The sequence below is a fragment of the Caulobacter henricii genome (assembly GCF_001414055.1).
GTDB classification, from domain to species: domain Bacteria; phylum Pseudomonadota; class Alphaproteobacteria; order Caulobacterales; family Caulobacteraceae; genus Caulobacter; species Caulobacter henricii.
In genome coordinates this window covers 1,569,703-1,587,586 of sequence record NZ_CP013002.1, presented here as the reverse complement: position 1 = coordinate 1,587,586, position 17,884 = coordinate 1,569,703, and the positions used below count along the sequence as shown (strand labels likewise).

Below are 17,884 nucleotides of genomic sequence, written 5' to 3'. Positions count from 1 at the left end.
ACTTGGGGTGATTAGATCGTCAGCCCCGCGCCAGAAGCCGACGTTGGCGCACCTTCAGGAACAGGACCTTCAGCTAAGGGTGTCGGCGGCGAGCCTCGGCCCGAAGCGCAAATGGATCGGTCGTATTCCTTTGCCCTTGGGGCGCAGACCTCATCCCGGCAGAAGCCCGCTCTTGAATTCCACCTTAAGATGTCATAGTGAGCGTCTCAGCCAAGCCCGGCATGTTTCTGAAACTGGAAAGGAGAGCTTCATGCGAGCGACTACAGCCCATCAAGAAAACCTCCTCACAATCCAGAATCTTCAGGAACAGATTGCATGGGCAATTTGCCGTCGGGCGATGTCACTCGCCTGATCCCTTTTGGCGGGGCGAAAGCTTCTCGCCTTTCTATCGAATATCCGCTGTTCAACCAGACGACGTCGGCTTCCGTTTTTCGGGAGGTCCGTCATGCGCGCTGACATGTTCAAAGTCATCGTCGAGCGACCACGATGGGGCGCTGGGCATGCTTCGTCACCGAAACTGAAAAGGACACCCGATCCGTCCATCCAATACATTGGCATGAAGCGTCATGCGCAAATCGCGGCGCCTTATTCGAAATCGCTCAACGAAAACCTCGCACCTCTCGTGCGCTTCTTGCGAAGCCGGAGAGGGCAGCCGTGGGACAGCATTTTCAGCGAGATCTGCGCCACCCTCGATACCGGCAGCACGATCAAGATGCATGTGCGCTCGCATATCGAGGACTACGTCCTGGCGCGTATCTCGATCGGTCGGCGCGGCGAATGGATGCATGAGGGCCAGGTGCTCGGACGCGAAGATCGATGGTGGCGCCCACGGGCGTTCTTCGTCGATCCGCGTGATGGGATTCTCAAGGACATTAAGGGCCTGCCCCAATGTCTGCCCGCAGCCGATTGTGGCGGGAAAGGCGGTGCGCGATGAGCCTGTCTCCTAAAATCACGCTGATCTCGGCAGAGCCCTCCCGTCTGGATCCGGCTGCCGTCGAGCAACTCGAGGCGACGGCCCGCTATAAGGGGATCGAACGCGTCGTCGGCCTGCCCGATCTGCATGTCGGCGCCGGGATCGCGGTAGGCGCCGCGTTCTGGTCGCCGGATCGGGTCTGGCCGCATCTCGTGGGCGGCGACATCGGTTGCGGCATGGGCCTGTGGGAGTTGAGCAGCCCCGTGCGCAAGTTCAGGCTGGGGTCCGTGGAGCGCAAGCTTCACGGCCTCGACGAGGCCTGGTCGGGCGACACTCTGGCCGCCGTGATGGGTTTCGGCCTGCCACCGAACCTGGCCGGTCCGGCTCTGGGTACGATCGGCGGCGGCAACCACTTCGTGGAATTCCAGCGGATCGAAGAGGTCGTCGACGGCGAGCGTTTCGAAACGCTGGGCCTGCAAACAGATCGTGTGTGGATGATGGTCCACAGCGGATCGCGGGGCTTGGGGCAAGCGGTTCTCCAGACGCACAAGACCGAGCCTGTCGACGCCGGGATGCTCGCGGCCAGCCCGGAGGGACAGGCCTATTTGGCCGAGCATGATCAGGCCATGGCCTGGGCCGTGCTGAACCGGCGGATCATTGCGCAACGCTTCTGCGAAGCCATCGGCGCCGACGCGCGGCCCGTGCTCGACATCTGCCATAACTGCGTTACGTCCCACCTTGGCGGGTGGTTGCACCGCAAGGGCGCCGCCCCGGGCGATCGCGGGCTGGTCGCCATTCCGGGATCGCGCGGCGATTTCAGCTACCTGGTCGAACCCATCGCCGACGGCGCCGACCAGGCCCTTTGCTCGCTCGCCCATGGTGCGGGTCGCAAGTGGAGCCGCTCGGACGCGCACGCAAGACTGTCCGAGCGTTTCCGCATCGCTGATCTTCAGCGCACGGCGCTCGGCAGCCAAGTCATCTGCGAGGATCGCCGGTTGATCTACGAGGAAGCGCCTCAGGCCTACAAGGACATCCAGCGAGTCGTGGCGGACCTGGAACACGCCGGCTTGGTGCGCGTCATCGCGCGGCTGCGCCCCCTGCTCAACTACAAGACGAGGGCGACGTCATGAGCGAAGTCATCTTGCACCTGACGTCTGGGCAGGGACCGGAGGAATGTCGTTGGGTCGTCGCTCAATTGGCGACTGCCTACGCCCGCGAAGCCCGGGCGCATGGTGTCGTCTGCGAGGTTCTGGAAGGCGCTGAGGATCTACCCTCATCGCTGCTGATGCGCGTCAGTGGCGACCAGGCGCCAGCGTTTATCGCCGGACGGGTTGGCACGGTTCTGTGGATTGGCGATAGTCCGTTTCGGCCTGGCCACAATCGCAGAAACTGGTTCGTGGGCGTCGCCCTTGCGCCAGAGCTAGACCTTGTCCCCGACTTGAAGGCCGAAGACATCGACTACCAGACTCTGCGTGCCAGTGGTCCGGGTGGCCAGCACGTCAACAAGACTGACAGCGCCGTGCGCGCCACCCACCGCCCCACCGGCCTTGTCGCCACCGCGCAGGAACAGCGCTCTCAACACGCCAACCGCAAGTTGGCGAGGTTGAAGCTTGCCATGATGATTGAAGAACAACGGGGCGCGTCACGCGACAAGGCCCGCCGATCGCAGTGGAACCTCCACCAGCAACTGGAACGCGGCAATCCCGTCAGGACATACAAAGGGGTCCGCTTCACGCTGAAATCCGCGACCTGAGTTCAAATGGGCTGGGCGGAATCTCGCGGATTTCGCCCAGCCTCCCCTCCACGCGCCGCTTACTTCAGATCCTTAGCCCGACGCTGTCCACCTCTCCGGCCTGGGTTGCTGAACACGTCCGAACCCGCGACAGGCTCGCGCCAGAAGCGGACATGCGTACGCCGCCGGAAATCGGACTTTCGCACCTACTAGCCAGAGGGCCTCGCTTCCGTGCATTGACGTCGTCCCACAACCCTGGCGACCTTCTGGCAGCAGGAGGGCGGAGGAGTCGATGAACGCGCTATTTGACAAGGATTGTGAGTTGGTAGGGTGGATTGATCCGGGGAAGAATATCTTCAACACCGAAATGGGTTGGGTCGCATTTATTACCGCGAACCACGCGTGGTCTGCGGAAAGCGGTGGATGGCTAGGCCCTGTTGCGGGGCTTCTCCTCCGAGATCAATCGGGTCGCCCCGTCGCATGGAATCCAAAGGAACAGGTCACTGGAACCGCGCGTCCAGCTCGGCCTGCCCGTCCGGCCCGACCTGCACGGCCCGCAAGGCCGGCGCGGCCCGCGAGGCCGGCACGCCCCGCGCGTCCTGCGACCCCTGCAGGCGGTTGGTCGCCCCTGACATTCTGGGCTTGGGTTGCCCAGTAGGTGCGTCACCTGTTGCGCAGCTCTGCGAACCCCGGATTGAATCGACGCAGGGCCTGACCTTCGACACCCTGGCGACCAGGGACATTCCTCAGCGTCAAATCGAGGACCTCCAGCGAGAGCCCACCGTTCAGCCGGCGAGCGATCTCCATCAGCGACAGCGTCGCGGCGACAACGCCCACGAAGGGGGCACCGACGGTTCGGGACGCGATCTCGAGAAGCCCGCAGGCGTCGACGCCACGCTCAGTCAGCTCTCGGTAGCCCTTGTGGGCGGCAAGACGTTGGGCCTCCTCACTGCGGGCGCTCACCACGCCGCCCCATCGGTCTCGGGCCCTTATCGTCCCTGGGTACGTCTGGATACGCATCGCGAGGTATTCCTGGGGGCCAGCGCCAAGGCCGGCATCCACGACCAGATCGAAGCCGGCATCCTCGAGGGTCGCCCGCGCCTCGGCGTTGTCCACGCCGCAGAAGAGCACCCGAGGATCGCCATGGTCGAGCGCTACATCGCCAGCGAAGCGGCGCTCCACCAGGCGTACTTGGAAGCCACGGGCCTCGGCCCAGGACATCATCTCACGCGTCTTCAGGACGCCTTCGCGGCCAGGGCCGGTAAGCACCGAGGTGCTGTCGTTAGCCGCGGCCAGCAGGTCGAAATCCTGGAGGGTCAGCTCGACTTTCGACGGATCGTCGAACGGCATGAGGCCAAGTACCCATAGAAAGGCCTGACCCAGGTGGCCAAGACCAAGCACCCAGAGCTTCGAAGGCGCGACCCAGGTGTCCGGCCCCGCCGCCTCGCGCCACGGCGCCTGCGGATCCCAGAGGGACAGGCCGATTTCGCGCTCCGTCGCCATCGGGTTGCCGCGCAGCTTCTGAAAGACCTCGGCGACCGCAAGCGCGCCCGCCAGGACGGCGGCCGGCGTGTCGTGCTTGCCTTCAGCCAGGCGGCTCGCCTCGCCAGCAGGGAAGACACCGCCGCGCCAGTCGCCGAACGTCACTTGCAGGCTACCGGCCGGGGCGTCATCGCCCAGCCAGATCACCGGCGACCCTTGATCCACCTCCGGCGCGTGCGTTCCGCCTAGGGCGTGGATCGCGTCGCCGAGGGTCAAACCCAGTTCGGGCAATTGGACGAGGAGCGGAACCTGGAGGTCGCCAACCACCTTCACGCCGCCGAGGAGGGCCCGGCGTCCCGTGTTGACCATGGTGAGCAGGGCCGCTTGCCCTGCTCGGCTTTGGGCGACGCCTCCGCCGACGCCAATCGAAACGCGATAGGTTTCGAAGAGGGCGTAGGCGGCTTCCACCGTGTCGGCCTCGCCGCTGTCCAACACCATTTTGACACCACGGTGCAGTGTGTCGGGCCGGATATCGGTCTTGTTCATCAGGCGAAGGTCCCCGTGTTGAGGATACGGCGGGCGCGCCAGCCGCTCAGGTTGGTCCAGGTATGCGAGCCCTCGTATCGGTAGACACCCGTGCGGTGGCGCCATACCGGATCACTCGCGAAGCGCTCGACGATGAGCGCGAGGTGGCCAGGCCGGGCGACCATCGGATTGCGACGGTCAGCTTCGCTCTGGAAGGAGTCTCCGAGATGGGTGTGCACGTCGGCTAGGACCTGCAGGCCATGCGCCCGGCAAAAGCCCCAGAGGCGCTCGAAGGCGTCGGCGTACAGGATGCAGACGCCGCTGCTGTACGCGTTCGGATCCAGGTCGTCGTAGAAGACGGCCGCCCGGAAGAAGCGGCGCTGGCCTTCGCGGCGGCCGAGGAGAAAGGCCCCGCTTTCGGTGCGCCCGCCGCCACGGCGGCGGAGTTCCGACATCAGGCCTAGCCACTGCCCCCGAGGGATGATGAGTTCGTCAGCCACCGCGCACTCCCGTGTAGTCAGAGCCGTTGAGAAGTTCATGGAGGGCTTCCAGGTAGAGCTGGATGCCTTTGTCCTGCCGCCAGATCTGGCCCGGGTGTTCCGCGCGCCAGTTGTCGTGGCCGGGGAAACTGTTGCGGTCGCACGGCAAATACAGCGCCGTGCCGTCGCGCCAGTCGGTGCGGAAGACGGCGGGCACCCGACGGCGACCCGTGGGCCAGCGGTTGAAGGCGAGCACTTTACCTTGCTCGATGTCCCAGAGGCGCGCGGTCGGCGCCTCTTGCGGATATCCCGTGCAATCGAAGCGAAAGCCGTAGGCGGCCTGCGCCCCGTCACGCGGGGCGGCCGAGACTTCGATCTCGACGATGGGCCAGGTCACGCGGACGACGCGCCAACGACCGAGATGGACAGCGAGTTGAAACGACCCGCCGTCCACCTCGTCGAGGAACGCCTGCTCGTCCGGTCGGCGGAGCAGCGGAGCGTTCATGCTTAGCCCTCGACGCGCTTGATGGGCACGAGGGTGAAGTTCACGTCACAGCGACCCGAAACCAGGGCGCCGATCTGCACGTCCGGGTCCGGACGGTCGGTCGTGTCCGTGATCTGCAGGACGTGCTCGGTGGCGTCGACCGGCGACATCTTCAACTTGTCGACGTACCACGCCTTGACCTGATCGACCGTCGTGGACGGCGAGAAGTCGTGGTGACGTGGCTGCTCGTCGGCGTAGTTCAGGAAGGCGCGGATCTTCTTGCAGCGGTGCACGTGGACCCGCGACTTGTCCTCGATGCCCTGGCGAGCCAGCGACTTCTTCGGGTTCAGCGGGTTGTCGTCGTTGTCACCGCCGAAGACGAAGGCGTCTTCGACATTCGCGCCCAGGGTGGCCGCGGCGGCGAGGACGGCGCCCGGATCGGCATCGTCCGCAACTTGGATCAGCTCGACCGGCCGGTGGCCTTCGAACTGCAGGAAAAGCTTCAGGGTGGACATGTGGGAGGAACCTCTTGCTCAAGGGCGGAACTCGCCGCCTCAGAAGGTTCAAGAGGTCCGCCAGGCTTGACCGGAAATCCCGCGGAGAGAGGTTTTTCAGGCCAGCAGGCCGTTCGACGGGCAAACGAAGAAGAACGGGCACGTCGGGCAGTTGCGACCGTTCGGAATTGGATCGAAACGCCCAGCGACGATCGCCGAAATAGCGCCGGCAGCCTGGTCGTGGGCCTCTCGCCGCTTGTCGGCAGAAAGGGTCGCAGGGGCCTGGGCCCCGTCAAGCAGCGAGACGTGGGTGAAGGTCGTGGGCATCGCCTCATCGGCCTCGACCATGATCTGAAGCAGACCGTACCGTGCCTTCTTCGACTCCCCGCTCTTCGCGAGCCGACCCGCCTTCATGCGCTGGATCGAGACCGTCTTGCCGTCGGTCTGCACGTGGTCGGCCCGGGCCGTCACGACAACGCCCTCGATCGTCATCTTCCGCTCGGTCGGCAGGGGCTGCCCAGTCATCACCGACTTCGCGTGGGTCAACATGCGTTCGGCCGTACCGCGATAGTGGATCGCCGCTGGATGATCAGCTGGGCCGCGCTTCTCCCAGGTTTCGTCTAGATGCGACTTCACCTCGCCGGCTCCGTCGCGCAACCAGATCAGGCCCGACCGCACGACGTCGTGGAAGCGGAGATAGGGAGTCTCGGCAAGCCGCCGCGAGAGGCCCAAGGCCTCACCGTAGTAATAGCGTCTCGGGCACGTCAGATAATCTTCCAGGACCGTGACACTGACCCCTGCAGCGAGAGGGTGAGCTGCAGCCTGCGGCGCATGACCTGGTGCGCCGATCCCGACGTCGGACCAATGCGGGTTTGGCTCGCCGCCCGGGGTTAGGACCGGAGTGATCGGTCCTAGGATCTTGGATGGACCCGGTCGCGACCAGCCGCCGTAGCGCTTGGCGCGGGAAATGACCAACCGGTCCTTGGCACGCGAGAGGCCCACAAACATCAGGCTCTCTTCCTCGGCCTGCGGCGTCATCAGCGCGTCCGCTTTCATAAGCCCGGGTGGCAACGGACAGGGATCGCCCCGTGGGTTGGGCGGGAAGAGCGACGCGCTGACCGAAGGTAAATAGACCGTCGGGTACTCGAGGCCCTTCGAAGCATGCACTGTCATCAGCTGGACAGCGTCGATGTCGTTGGCGCCAGCGGGAAGGCGGCGGAGCTCCTTCTCCTCGTCCAGTACTTCGAGGCGCCGGACGTGATCCAGAAACGCGCGCTTCGGATCGCGGGCTCGGCGGGCCCGGTAGCTGAATGCGAGCGACAAGAGCTGGTAGGCCGCGAGACGGCGTTGCTGGGCGGCGACCTCATCTCCCGCAAACGGTGCGGCGTAGACAGCCCCCGCCGGGCCGAAAAGATGGCCTGCGATCACCTCGTACGGCTTCGTCATGAAGTCGACGCCGGCCAGGTCGTTCGCCAACCGCTGCAGGCCCGAGCGACCGTTATCGGAAAGCGCTGCGTCTCCGAGCCGGCGGAGGGCCGCCAACATCGTGATGTCGGCTTCCTCTCGGAACCTGAATATTTCCAGGATGTCGGGAACGGGCGTCGCATACCGTGGAAGCTGCGCAAATCGCAGGAGCCCAACACCATCGCGCTCGCCGGTCAGGGACACGAGGGACAGGAGGTCCCGGACTTCAGGTCGCTCGAAGAAATCCCCGAAATAGAGAGCCGGCACGCCGGCCCGCTCCAGGTGCGCGGCGATCGTGCTGAGGACGCCGTGGGTGCGGGTCAAGATCGCGTGGCTGCGGTATGACGCTGAAGCAGAGGTTCGAGCGATGATGTCCCGCGCTATGCCCTCGGCTTCCGCCTCCCTTGTCTCCGCGACGCGGTACAGGACCTCGCCGGCCGACGGGCCGTGGTGCGGATGCAGAGGCTTTTCGGAGGCGTGGTTGGCGGCGACCATCCCGCGCCCATACCTGTCGAACAGCGACACAATCTGCCCGCCGGACCGGTAGTTCACCTCGAGGTCGAACGTCTGCGTACCAGGGTAAGCCCCGGCGAAGCGGCTCATGTTGAGCGGCGAGGCACCCCTGAAACGGTAGATCGACTGGCGCACGTCGCCGACCACCCACGGACCCGTCGCCGGATCGGCAAGGAGCTTAAGCAGCTCGCCGCTGGCGGCGTTCATGTCCTGATACTCGTCGACCAGGACGTGCCGGTATTTGGACCGGATTTCCGCCGCCACGTCGGGGTGGCCGTTTAGCAACTCGACGGTCCGCATGATCAGGTCGCCGAAGTCGACGCATCCCTTAGCGCGCAGCGCCTCATCGTAGACCTTGTAGATGCGCGCGACCTCGCGGGCCTTCGCCTTGTCCTCGCCCTCGGGCATGGCGTTCGCGGCATCGAAATAGCGGTCGGGGGTGCAGAGCTCGTCCTTTGCGCGCGAGATCGCGCCCAGAACGTCTTTCAGGCCGCGCAAGGGCTCTAGCAGATTGAAGTAGTGGTCCAGCTCGAGCCGCTCGAACTCCTCCTCCAAAAGGAACAGCGCGTCGGCGCGGTCCACGAGGATCGGCGCTGTCGGAAGGCCGATGCAGGAGCCGTGGACCCGTAGAACCTCCTGACCGAAGGCGTGGAAGGTGCTGCACCAGACCTCCGTCGCTTGGGCGCCGAGCTCCTGGCGTAGGCGCTTCGCGAGATCCTCCGCCGAAGCGTTGGAATAGGTCAGCGCGAGAATTGAAGCTGCTGGCTGCGATTTGGCGTCGATAAGCCAGGCGGCGCGAGCCACAAGCGTGCGCGTTTTTCCCGTCCCAGGGCCCGCCCGCACCTGCACCGGCCCGAAGTCCGCTTCCGCCGCAGCCCGCTGACTGGGGTCCAGGTCCGGCGCGGGACCGTTCGCGTTGGCCGGCGATTCCTCCGGCAGGAGAAGCGCGTCCGCCATCTGTTGTCGAACGAGCGCGACGCTGACGCCGACGTGCTTGGCGATGGCCTCGGCCGAAAGGCGATTCTTCAGACACGCTTCACGGAGCCGGTCTCGCGGGAGCAGGAACTCGCGGCCGAAAACATTCGCCTGGGCTTCGCGCCGCTGCTTGGGGCTATAGGCGTCGCTGTCGCCGACCGCCGACGGCTCCGGCTCTGCCGCGCTCACGGGATCAAAGTCGTGATCGTGACAGGCGTCTTTGGGGTGGTGAAGCTTGTGGTGTCCGAACTCGTGCGAGATGTGGAAGGCCCGATCCTCCGCGCTCAGGCCGAGCGATACGAGGATCTTTTTTTGGTCGGGATCGTACGACGCCTGGCAGTTGTCCAGCAGCACGTCGCCGGCCGGAACCTCCATGATCTTCACGCCGCTCGACTTGCTCGCCGCAGCCAACAGCGTCGTGGCCGGCACGAGACCGGCCTCGGTGTTTAGCTCTGCGTGCCAGGCCCGTGCCTGCGCGCGAAGTTCGGACCAAGCGCTCATACCTTCGGGTGATCCTTGTCGGCGATCAGGCCGAGCCAAAACGCCTTGAGATCATCGGACAATGTCGAACCCCGGATCGCCTCTTCGAATGTTTCGGTCTCAATTCGGATCGGACCCTTTGCCTTTCGCAAATTGCCCCTCGAGGAGGGAATCGGCGGTCCCGTTGCGCTTGCGATGACGTAAGCTGGCGGAACCTCAGCTTCCAATCCAAGCCTGTCGTACACCTCGACCGGAACCTCGCCGTGAATGCGATGTAGGTCGAATTTCATCAGCAGAGCGGGATTCAATCCGACCTTGACCGCCACTTCATCCGGATCCCGACCGCGATCTTGGATCAATCGGGAAAGACGCTTCGATTGAGCAGCGCTCTGCGACGCAGATGCTTGGCGGGCTTGGAAGTTGTGCTCCAGGACACGGCTCACGCCGATGTTCGCGAAATGCTTCACAGTCGTCCCAACCGCTTCAGGCTCCGCTTCAAGTGCGGTCTGGATAGAATGGGTCGCAAAGAACTGTTCGAGTTCTTCACGGAACTGCGGATACTCGGCGATTGCGGTCGCCAGATTGGCGTGCGTCGGCTCGACGCCTTCCACGATGAGGTCGAGGATCACGTCGTCTGCCGTGGTTTGATCCATACGGCTCATGACTCTGCTCCATGCGCGGCTTCGCGCATCTGTTCGATTGCTTTGTTGATCCAGTTTCTGATTTGCCGCGCGCTCTTGCCGTACCTATCGCAGAGCGTCGGCACCCCGGGCGGCCCATTCTCCAGGGGCCAGTCGTAGAGCCTCATCAGAATGAAGGCTTCACGATGCCGGGCGTCAGTGATCGCGGCCAAATAGCGCCGGACCCCGCCTTGTGCCGCCGCCTCCTGCTCAAGGAGGTGCGCGGCAGGGTCAAGGTCTTCGGACGCCAGCCGATCAACCGTGGGCATGTAATTGCCGTCTTCATCACGGTCGGCCGTGGAGAACGCGCTCGCCTTCGGCCTAGACTTGCCGGTGACCCCGTACGTCACCTGCTTGATGACGGTGACAGCGTCGATCTCCAGGTATTCGGAAGTCCGCGTCGGCACGGCCTGCATCAGTAGATCGCCGAGCTTGTCCGCGACCTTGATCTGGATATCTTCGGTGTCGGCGACCCCGAACCCGCGCGAGTTGCGATCCACGACGGGTTTCGCCTTCTCGAAGAACGCCAACGTCAGCTTCCCGAGCACGGTCCGGTCGTTGTCGCGGCCACGCAGCCGGATCAGATGGACGAGGGTCTCGAGACGCCATTCGCGGGCGGGCCATTCGGAGATCGAAAGGTTCAGCGCCTCCGCGATCTGAGCCTCCACGTCCCGGTGACGAGTGTAGGGCTCGCCGGTCTTGCTGACGCAAGTCAGCGGGACCGCGCCGGGCGGCTCCTCCTCCTGCGATTGGGTTGGTGTACGTGGGCTCATGGATTGACCAAGACCGCAGACAGCTCGACCGGAAATCGGACGCAAAACTTTTTCGCGATTCCCTTGTGAGACCCACCTTCACCATTCGCAAGTGTGGAACGGGCAGACACAACCGGACGGATCGGATGTCCGCTAGGGGGTAGTCGAAGGCCCGGTCCGGCAAAGCTCGGTGGATTGGCCTAGAAGCGGACCTACCCAACGTCCGCAACGAGTCAGGTTTCCCCGTTCAAGAGATCCGCCTGGCCGGAACCAAGTCGCCGCCAGTAAACGAACACTCCCCCGGTCGGCGAAGATTCGAGTTTCCCCACGCTCGGGAGGCGCGTCGGGGCACCAAGAAAAAATGGGATCATCTAATCTCAGATTATAATAAAAAGACCATGCAAGCGGGATTGCATGGCTCTATTCGCCGATTGCAATCCGAAGAATTAAAAGAACAATTTCCCTCGAGAACGCATCTCAATGCCAGTATGGTGCAAGCGGGATTGCATTACCTACGCTCTATAGAGCTAGCGCGCTCCGGCGCGGGTTTGACAAAAATTTATACTTCCGCAATCAATTGATAATCGATTCGCGAATCGTTCAGTGGGTAGCGGAATGGTGGTCAACGAGGAGCGGCACGCGGAGATCAAGGCTGCCCTGCATAGCCGCGGCCTGTCTCTCGGCGCGATCGCAAGATCCGAGAAGGTCGCCACGACGACGGTCTCACTTGTTTCCCGGGGGCACGGACGCTCCCGCAGGCTTGAGCAGGCGATCGCTCAAGCTCTGGATGTCAGCCCTGAGCAGCTTTGGCCAGAAAGGTATTCAAGATGACTTAGTTTTCCGCATGCCTAAGACTTAGAATGCCGAGCAATCTTCTAAGCGGCGGAAACGAAAAAGCTTGAGCCGACGGCAATCAGCTCAAGCCCTTTTCGGAAAGTCCGAAAGTGTCCTTGTCAGACCTTTTGACTTTCCCCCCGCACCGTCGAAAAGTCAATAACGCAGCACGCTGCGCGACATGACGGTGCGTGGCCGTCGCCTCACCCCTCTTGAACAAGAGAAAGAGGCGCCATGCGAAATAACCACCCCAACAAGGCGGGGCATCCCTCCGTCATCGCTGATGCGCCCGAGACGCGCCTCTCAGTGAGAAGCCTGCTCCAGGCCGGGCTCGCCCACGCATCCACCAGCAGCGCTTGGGCATCGATCAGCGCAGCCACGCGGATCGTGCTGCCGGCCACCGACGGACCGATGCGGGAGGTCATTACGGGGCGCAACATCCGCCCCACCGGCACCTACCCGAGCCGCAAGGCCGGCCGGCCGGTCGCCTTCGAGAGCATGAACGAGCGCGCGGTCTTTCTTCATTCAGAGGTCGATACCGGGGTCGTTCGTTATCTGAGCCAGCCGTGCCGGTTCGAGTTCGTGCTGGGTGGGCGGATGCGGAGTTACGTCCCCGACCTCGCGCGCATTCTTGATGACGGCACGCTCGAGATCGTTGAGGTGAAGGGCGATCGTAGCGCACTCAGCGACCCGGACTACCGGGGCAAGCTGGATCATGTCGCTGCAGCCTGCCGCATGATCGGATGGTCATTCCGGGTCATCTTTGCAGAGCCGCTTCGGGCGCGGACGGTTCGTAATCTGACGGTCGCGAAGATCCAGCACTACCGACTAGCCGCCTTCGGGGCCTCCGATGTCTTCAACGTCCGGGAGCGCTTGGCCAAAGCACCAGGCGGCATGCCGCTCGGAGATCTGGCGAGCGCGATCGGGGACGGTCCGGGAGGGTTAGGCAAGCTCTGCGGGATGATGGTCGGGAGGCATCTTGCGATCGATCTCGACGCGCCATTGACGCTGTCCAGCAACGTCCGACCGCTCACGACCCAACAAGCCGACACGCCCAGCATCGGGGGCGGCCTGTGACGATCAATTTCGTACCTGGCCAAGTCTGGTTCTACCGCGGAGAAGGCGTCCGCTTCGAGGGGTTTATCGGCAGCGACCACCTCCACTTCTCGAACCAGCACAAGCTGACGCCGTTCCTGGTGGAAGGCCCTGGGGGGGATCCTGTACCCCCGACGATGCGTTGGGCCCTGGAGGCCTACGCCTCCGGCGCACTCATTCGTCTCGCCGCGCCGGTCGAAAACGTCGCCCGCAAGTTGGCTGCGAAGCGTGAACTTGATGGCGAAGAGATCCGCAAGAAGGACAAGTTCGCGGTTCTTCGCCGTTTCATAGTGACCAGGCTGGACCGCCTTGGCGTTTCGGGTGGCAGCGATGCGAAGCTCAATCAAATCGTTGCCGGGCTGTGGAGCGAGGCGCCGGAGGAGGTTCTGGCGCTCCAGGTGCGGCCTCACCCGCGATCGGTTAGGCGTTGGCTGGCGGAACGTGGCTCGAAGGGAGAGCGGCAGCTAAGGCAGCTGATGTCGATGTCAGGGCGGGTCAGCCGAGCGTTCCGCCTGCCCAGTCCGATCCGAGACAAGCTCAATGAATCGGCTCTCTTGTATTGGTCTGATCGAACACTTTCGATAGCCGACTGCTACGCTCGGCTCTCCCGAGAGATCGGTCTGCTAAACGAGGAGCGGGTCAGGCATGGGCAAATACCGTTTGAAGTTCCATCAAAGGAGAAACACCGGCTCCTGATCCGGTCGCTCGAGGGCTTCGATACCTATAAGGCGCGGTTTGGCGAAAAGTTAGCCAAGCTGCGTTTCGAAGGCTGCGGAGAAGGACTTCGGGCGAGCCGCTTCCTTGAGCTTGGCTGTCTAGACACCAAGTATCTGGATAACCTCATAATTGTGGATTTCGAGGGTAAGCTGCCATTGGGCAAGCCCTACCTGACCGCGATTATTGATGTTTTCACCTGCTGCATTGTGGGCTTTGTCGTCACTTTCGAGCCACCCTCAATCTACTCGGCGCTCGAGTGCATAAAGCGCGCCCATTCTCCCAAGCTCCACCTTCTTAAGGGCGGACCTCGCTACGCTTTGCTCTGCAATATTTTCGGGCGCTTCAGTGAGGTCATCGTCGACAACGGTCTGGAGTACGCAGGTCTAGCGTTTGAGGACGCGATGGCCGACGCCGGGACGGCGGTCCGGTGGGCTCCGGTTCGGTCGCCAACCTTCAAATCTCCGATCGAAAGGTTTTTCCGGACTATCGACAGTCTACTGATGCACAAGCTGCCCGGAACGACTCTAACACTTGAAGCTCGCAAAGATTTGGAACTCAATCCGGTAGAAGAGGCGACGCTATCACTCCCCGAGCTTGAGGCTCTTCTTTGGGAAGCCATCAACTTATATCACTTTGATATTCATGCTGGTTTGAACGCGATCCCTGCAGACATCTGGGACCGGGAGCGGCGAGCGTACGGCATCGACGTGATCGCCGACGTTCGTCAGCTCGACAAGATGGCCGGCGCCGTTGAGCGAAGCCGGAAGCTTACGCGGTCCGGCGTGCAGTTTCTGGGGCTGCAGTACAACCAAAAGGACCTGACGTCAGAGCTCCTGAACGACTTTGCAACAATCGCCCCCCGCCTTGGCGCTGATCGCGGAGCCAGATCGTACACGACTAAGATCAAGTACAATCCGGCCAATATTGGCGAAATTCACGTCTGGAATGAAAAACGGAAGCGCTACGTCACGCTGCCTTGTGTAGAGCCCGAGTATGCACTGGGCCTTTCCAAAAAGCAGCACGAGCTGATCCAGGACTTTGCCAAGGCTCGCGCCGAGGCCTTTTCAAGCAAGGCCGACCGGCTTCGGATGCGTGCCGAGCTCAGCTTAAAGATCGAGCAGACCTACGCCGACAAGCCGGCCCAAAACCGAGCGAAAATGGCGCGCCTGGCTCAGTCGCCACGCGTGCAGGAGGTGATCCCCCACGGCGTCGTTCTCGCCCTGGAGGATCACAACGGCGAGCCCGTCAACGTAATCGAGCACGAACCGCTCAGCGGCCAGCGCAGTGACGGAGGCCGCCTTTCCAAGCGACCAGTCCGCGGCGGAACCAAGCGGGCGACAAAACCCGCGCCCGTTGAACAAACGTCGACGGTCGAAGAGCCAAAGTTCGGCGACTTTTCCATTCAGAAATACAAGTCATTTGGGCAATAGGAGATAGTATCATGGCATTTGACGGCGATGAAAACAACTCACCTGAATACAATGGCCTTGTTGCCGAGGCTATCGCGAAATTCAAAAGCATAAACGTCCCATATCCGCCCCAGGTACTTTTCCATGCGCGTTGCGACTATCTTCAAAAACTCGGACTTGCCAATGAAGAAAAGCCTCAAATGGGGCTACGAATATTGGCCCCTTCTGGCTCTGGTAAATCGACGGCTGCCCTTGAGTATAAAGCGATGGTCGAACGCCGGACACCGCCCACGGATACTTTTGTGCCAGTATTATACATTGCACTCGACAGCGCTTCAACGAGCAAGCGGTTGATGGTGCAGATCCTACACGCGCTCGGCGATCCTCTTGCTGAACGCGGCACTGAGCAGGCGCTACGCAAGCGGGCCATCGACTATCTGCGCCGCCTAGGTGTGCAGTTGTTGATCATCGACGAGGTTCAGCATCTCAGCTTCAGATCGACAGCGAAGGCTGACGTCACGGACGCCCTGAAATCCTTTCTCGATGCGGGCGTGACCCCGATCGTATTTGCGGGCACGGAAGATGCGAGAAGAATGTTTGAGTCAAACCTCCAGCTGAATGGTCGCCTTCTGGCGCCGCTGGACATGCCTAAACTTGAATCGAGCAAGTCCGAGGATCGCAATCTCTTTGCAAGCTTCGTTTGGGGACTTTGCGACGGCATGTGTGAGCGCAAAGTTCTCAAGACCAGCTCGTCGATCGTTGGTGAAGGCGTTCTAGGCCCGTTGATGGAGGTTACCGATGGCGTGGTCGGGCGCGTAGCGCGGCTCTTCGAGGTCGCTATCGAAATCGCGATCCGACGAGGCAGCAACACCTTGGAGGTTGCCGACCTGTCGCTCGCTGTCGACCGATGGGCGATCCCTCAGAATTTCGCAAAGCGCAATCCCTTCCGCGCGCGGGGGAAGAAATGACGAGGCCGGCGATACCGCGCGGCAGCGGCGTTCGCTTCCCTCTGCCACCAGCCGCAGGGGAGAGCTTCCTAGGTTACATATCTCGCGTAGCCGCACATAATGGTCACGCGTCTCGATACTCGCTTATGAGCGAGCTGGGCTTGTCTTCCCGAATGCGAGCTCGCCTGGATCTGCTGGATGTCGAGGGCGTTGCCGCCGTGTATCGACAGCCCGTCAGCGTCATAGCCGACATGCTTCCGAAACTGCGTCAAAACGGGAGCCTGGCTGTCGCGGGCGAGGTGCTTTCGCCGAGCGCTCTGAGAAGGGAGCATAGGTGGATCGCGCCAGTTTATCTTGAAAAAGAAGGTATTGATCTCGCGCTATGGTCGAGTAGATATCGTGACTTCTGCCCTATCTCGTGGACTTGGCTTACAAACAAATGCCCCAGCGAGAATTGCAGCCGAGCACTCAAATGGCCGATTACAAGCCTTTTCCACTGCCTGAGTTGCGGTGCGGACTTGCGCCGCTCGGCACCCAAATACGTGGATCCCACGCTGCGCCCGCTGCTATCTTTGACCTATGATCTGGGCTCTGAGCGCTGGAGACGATTGGCGTCCGAGCATCTTCCGCCTGAAGTTAGAGATGTCGCACCTGATGTTTTCATGGAGCTCATCCAGGTGCTGGGCGCGACTATGACGCTTTCTGGCGTGTCTAGAGAAGAGTGGGCTGGAAGTGGGGCGCCGCGTACTCTTGTAGGGCCCTATTCTGAGAGAATTTTAAGAGGCTGCTTCGCGCTGTCCCACCCCCATAAGGCGCGTGAAGAGGCCGGTGAGTCAAATGATATCCGGAGTGTCACTAAGTTTCGGGCCAAGCTCAGGGCGCTATCCATGGGCAATCAGCCCCTTCAGGATGCAATAAAGGCTATATCGGGTATACGTTGCCTATCCCGAGAGGAGCAGGAGAATTCTATAACTATCTCCGCGAAAAAGCTTAGGGTGCCGAGATCAAAACTAAGAGATTGCATAATACGTGGCGGCGTTGAATCAAATACAAAAACCCTTGGAGGGTTGAAGCGGAAATACGATGATGTAAATTTGTATATGCTTGATGAGATCGTAAATGATAGAATTTCTATATCGCATATTTCGAAAATATATAAATTGGATAGAAGTATCATCAGATACATGGAAGATCATGGCAAGATAGCTCGCCTTGAGGGTGCCGCTCGTTCTTTGTATAAAGAAGCGCAGTTCAAGCGGTCTACATCCTTGACCGTCTTCGACCGACTGGAAGCTCTGGTCGTTAGGCATGGGGCTGATGACAGCCGCATGCTGCTCTCCGATGTGATGGCCAGGCTTCCCCCCGGACCGAAGCCATGGGGAAGCGTACTGCTTCAAGCTTATCTCGGCGAACTCGACGGCGTGCTTGGCTCCATGTGCCCTACTGGACTAACGCTCAAGCGATTGACGCTGGACCGCAGCCTGGCCAAGCGCTTAATCGCCGGAGACATCGATCTTGCAAGGCCAGTTTGGGGCCGGCTTGGAAGCCGAGCAACGCTCAAGCAAGCAGAAGACGCTCTTGGCCTGTATCCAAGAGACATCAAGTTGGCGCAGAGAGCTGGCCTGCTTGTTGATTTAGGTTCGGGCACACTCTGGTGCTCGGTTTATGTTTTTGCAGATAGGTACATCGCAACGCGGGAGTTGTCCGCGCTCGTGTCGGTTGACCCGCAGGACATCAGCACGGAAGCCGCCAAGCTTGGCTTGAGGCGCGCCGCGCCGAGTATCGGCGCCTGGGAGAGGCGGGCTGCCATCGATGCCTTCGGAGTTAAGGCGTCGACCCGGCTGCGACATCTATGGCCTTTGGCGCGGCGCGAACTCTGGTGGCCGCGCGGCTATTAGGGCTGCCCCCT

The 17,884-nt window shown here is 61.9% G+C and carries 16 protein-coding genes; 9 read left to right on the top strand and 7 right to left on the bottom strand.

What is annotated here, in order from left to right:
* The first annotated feature begins 445 nt into the window (after positions 1-445).
* The 4 genes from AQ619_RS07350 to AQ619_RS19545 all read left to right on the top strand — a co-directional run bounded on the left by AQ619_RS07350 (position 446) and on the right by AQ619_RS19545 (position 3,303).
* Positions 446-934, top strand: coding sequence for a hypothetical protein (locus AQ619_RS07350; RefSeq protein WP_062145940.1), 489 nt, complete (start codon positions 446-448; stop codon positions 932-934).
* Positions 931-2,043, top strand: a complete 1,113-nt coding sequence (locus tag AQ619_RS07345) for an RNA ligase RtcB family protein (RefSeq protein ID WP_062145938.1) — start codon at positions 931-933, stop codon at positions 2,041-2,043. The genes AQ619_RS07350 and AQ619_RS07345 overlap by 4 nt, the downstream gene beginning before the upstream one ends.
* Positions 2,040-2,666: a peptide chain release factor H gene (gene prfH / locus AQ619_RS07340; protein WP_062145936.1), complete on the top strand. Its 627-nt coding sequence runs from the start codon at positions 2,040-2,042 to the stop codon at positions 2,664-2,666. Before AQ619_RS07345 ends, prfH begins: the two co-directional genes overlap by 4 nt.
* Positions 2,667-2,937: 271 nt before the next feature.
* Complete coding sequence (locus AQ619_RS19545; protein WP_084745844.1) at positions 2,938-3,303, top strand: 4-fold beta flower protein; 366 nt, start codon at positions 2,938-2,940, stop codon at positions 3,301-3,303.
* A gap of 5 nt (positions 3,304-3,308) precedes the next feature.
* Here the strand turns inward: AQ619_RS19545 and AQ619_RS07335 are convergent, their stop codons facing one another.
* The 7 genes from AQ619_RS07335 to AQ619_RS07305 form a co-directional block, all read right to left on the bottom strand.
* Entirely contained in the window at positions 3,309-4,673 is a 1,365-nt protein-coding gene (locus AQ619_RS07335; protein ID WP_062145934.1) for a hypothetical protein, read from the bottom strand.
* Entirely contained in the window at positions 4,673-5,152 is a 480-nt protein-coding gene (locus tag AQ619_RS07330) for a Mov34/MPN/PAD-1 family protein (RefSeq protein ID WP_062145931.1), read from the bottom strand. Before AQ619_RS07330 ends, AQ619_RS07335 begins: the two co-directional genes overlap by 1 nt.
* Positions 5,145-5,636: a DUF7665 family protein gene (locus AQ619_RS07325; RefSeq protein ID WP_062145929.1), complete on the bottom strand. Its 492-nt coding sequence runs from the start codon at positions 5,634-5,636 to the stop codon at positions 5,145-5,147. Before AQ619_RS07325 ends, AQ619_RS07330 begins: the two co-directional genes overlap by 8 nt.
* A gap of 2 nt (positions 5,637-5,638) precedes the next feature.
* Positions 5,639-6,130 carry a hypothetical protein gene (locus AQ619_RS07320; protein ID WP_062145927.1) on the bottom strand — a complete coding sequence of 164 codons (492 nt, stop codon included), beginning with the start codon at positions 6,128-6,130 and terminating at the stop codon, positions 5,639-5,641.
* A 96-nt stretch (positions 6,131-6,226) separates the two neighbouring features.
* Entirely contained in the window at positions 6,227-9,562 is a 3,336-nt protein-coding gene (locus AQ619_RS07315; protein WP_062145925.1) for a UvrD-helicase domain-containing protein, read from the bottom strand.
* Positions 9,559-10,203: a hypothetical protein gene (locus tag AQ619_RS07310; protein ID WP_062145923.1), complete on the bottom strand. Its 645-nt coding sequence runs from the start codon at positions 10,201-10,203 to the stop codon at positions 9,559-9,561. The genes AQ619_RS07315 and AQ619_RS07310 overlap by 4 nt, the downstream gene beginning before the upstream one ends.
* Positions 10,200-10,994 (bottom strand): RNA polymerase sigma factor, encoded by a 795-nt coding sequence (locus AQ619_RS07305; protein ID WP_166504182.1) that lies wholly within the window; start codon positions 10,992-10,994, stop codon positions 10,200-10,202. Before AQ619_RS07305 ends, AQ619_RS07310 begins: the two co-directional genes overlap by 4 nt.
* A 594-nt stretch (positions 10,995-11,588) precedes the next feature.
* Here AQ619_RS07305 and AQ619_RS19540 point away from each other — a divergent pair.
* The 5 genes from AQ619_RS19540 to AQ619_RS19260 all read left to right on the top strand — a co-directional run bounded on the left by AQ619_RS19540 (position 11,589) and on the right by AQ619_RS19260 (position 17,873).
* Positions 11,589-11,804 (top strand): helix-turn-helix domain-containing protein, encoded by a 216-nt coding sequence (locus AQ619_RS19540; protein WP_084745841.1) that lies wholly within the window; start codon positions 11,589-11,591, stop codon positions 11,802-11,804.
* Between the two features lie 237 nt (positions 11,805-12,041).
* Positions 12,042-12,884 (top strand): hypothetical protein, encoded by an 843-nt coding sequence (locus AQ619_RS07300; RefSeq protein ID WP_062145919.1) that lies wholly within the window; start codon positions 12,042-12,044, stop codon positions 12,882-12,884.
* A complete protein-coding gene (locus tag AQ619_RS07295) occupies positions 12,881-15,049 on the top strand; it encodes a DDE-type integrase/transposase/recombinase (RefSeq protein ID WP_062145917.1) in 2,169 nt (722 codons plus the stop codon). Before AQ619_RS07300 ends, AQ619_RS07295 begins: the two co-directional genes overlap by 4 nt.
* Positions 15,050-15,060: 11 nt before the next feature.
* On the top strand, positions 15,061-15,996 hold the full coding sequence (locus tag AQ619_RS07290) for a TniB family NTP-binding protein (protein WP_062145915.1): 936 nt from the start codon (positions 15,061-15,063) through the stop codon (positions 15,994-15,996).
* A 587-nt stretch (positions 15,997-16,583) separates the two neighbouring features.
* Positions 16,584-17,873, top strand: a complete 1,290-nt coding sequence (locus AQ619_RS19260; RefSeq protein ID WP_207205024.1) for a hypothetical protein — start codon at positions 16,584-16,586, stop codon at positions 17,871-17,873.
* Positions 17,874-17,884 lie beyond the last annotated feature (11 nt).

Excerpts from the sequence above, each read along its gene's own strand:
- AQ619_RS07350 (WP_062145940.1), top strand. The coding sequence starts at position 446 with ATGCGCGCTGACATGTTCAAAGTCATCGTCGAGCGACCACGATGGGGC.
- AQ619_RS07345 (WP_062145938.1), top strand. The coding sequence starts at position 931 with ATGAGCCTGTCTCCTAAAATCACGCTGATCTCGGCAGAGCCCTCCCGT.
- prfH (WP_062145936.1), top strand. The coding sequence starts at position 2,040 with ATGAGCGAAGTCATCTTGCACCTGACGTCTGGGCAGGGACCGGAGGAA.
- AQ619_RS19545 (WP_084745844.1), top strand. The coding sequence starts at position 2,938 with ATGAACGCGCTATTTGACAAGGATTGTGAGTTGGTAGGGTGGATTGAT.
- AQ619_RS07335 (WP_062145934.1), bottom strand. The coding sequence starts at position 4,673 with ATGAACAAGACCGATATCCGGCCCGACACACTGCACCGTGGTGTCAAA.
- AQ619_RS07325 (WP_062145929.1), bottom strand. The coding sequence starts at position 5,636 with ATGAACGCTCCGCTGCTCCGCCGACCGGACGAGCAGGCGTTCCTCGAC.
- AQ619_RS07320 (WP_062145927.1), bottom strand. The coding sequence starts at position 6,130 with ATGTCCACCCTGAAGCTTTTCCTGCAGTTCGAAGGCCACCGGCCGGTC.
- AQ619_RS07315 (WP_062145925.1), bottom strand. The coding sequence starts at position 9,562 with ATGAGCGCTTGGTCCGAACTTCGCGCGCAGGCACGGGCCTGGCACGCA.
- AQ619_RS07310 (WP_062145923.1), bottom strand. The coding sequence starts at position 10,203 with ATGAGCCGTATGGATCAAACCACGGCAGACGACGTGATCCTCGACCTC.
- AQ619_RS07305 (WP_166504182.1), bottom strand. The coding sequence starts at position 10,994 with ATGAGCCCACGTACACCAACCCAATCGCAGGAGGAGGAGCCGCCCGGC.
- AQ619_RS19540 (WP_084745841.1), top strand. The coding sequence starts at position 11,589 with ATGGTGGTCAACGAGGAGCGGCACGCGGAGATCAAGGCTGCCCTGCAT.
- AQ619_RS07300 (WP_062145919.1), top strand. The coding sequence starts at position 12,042 with ATGCGAAATAACCACCCCAACAAGGCGGGGCATCCCTCCGTCATCGCT.
- AQ619_RS07290 (WP_062145915.1), top strand. The coding sequence starts at position 15,061 with ATGGCATTTGACGGCGATGAAAACAACTCACCTGAATACAATGGCCTT.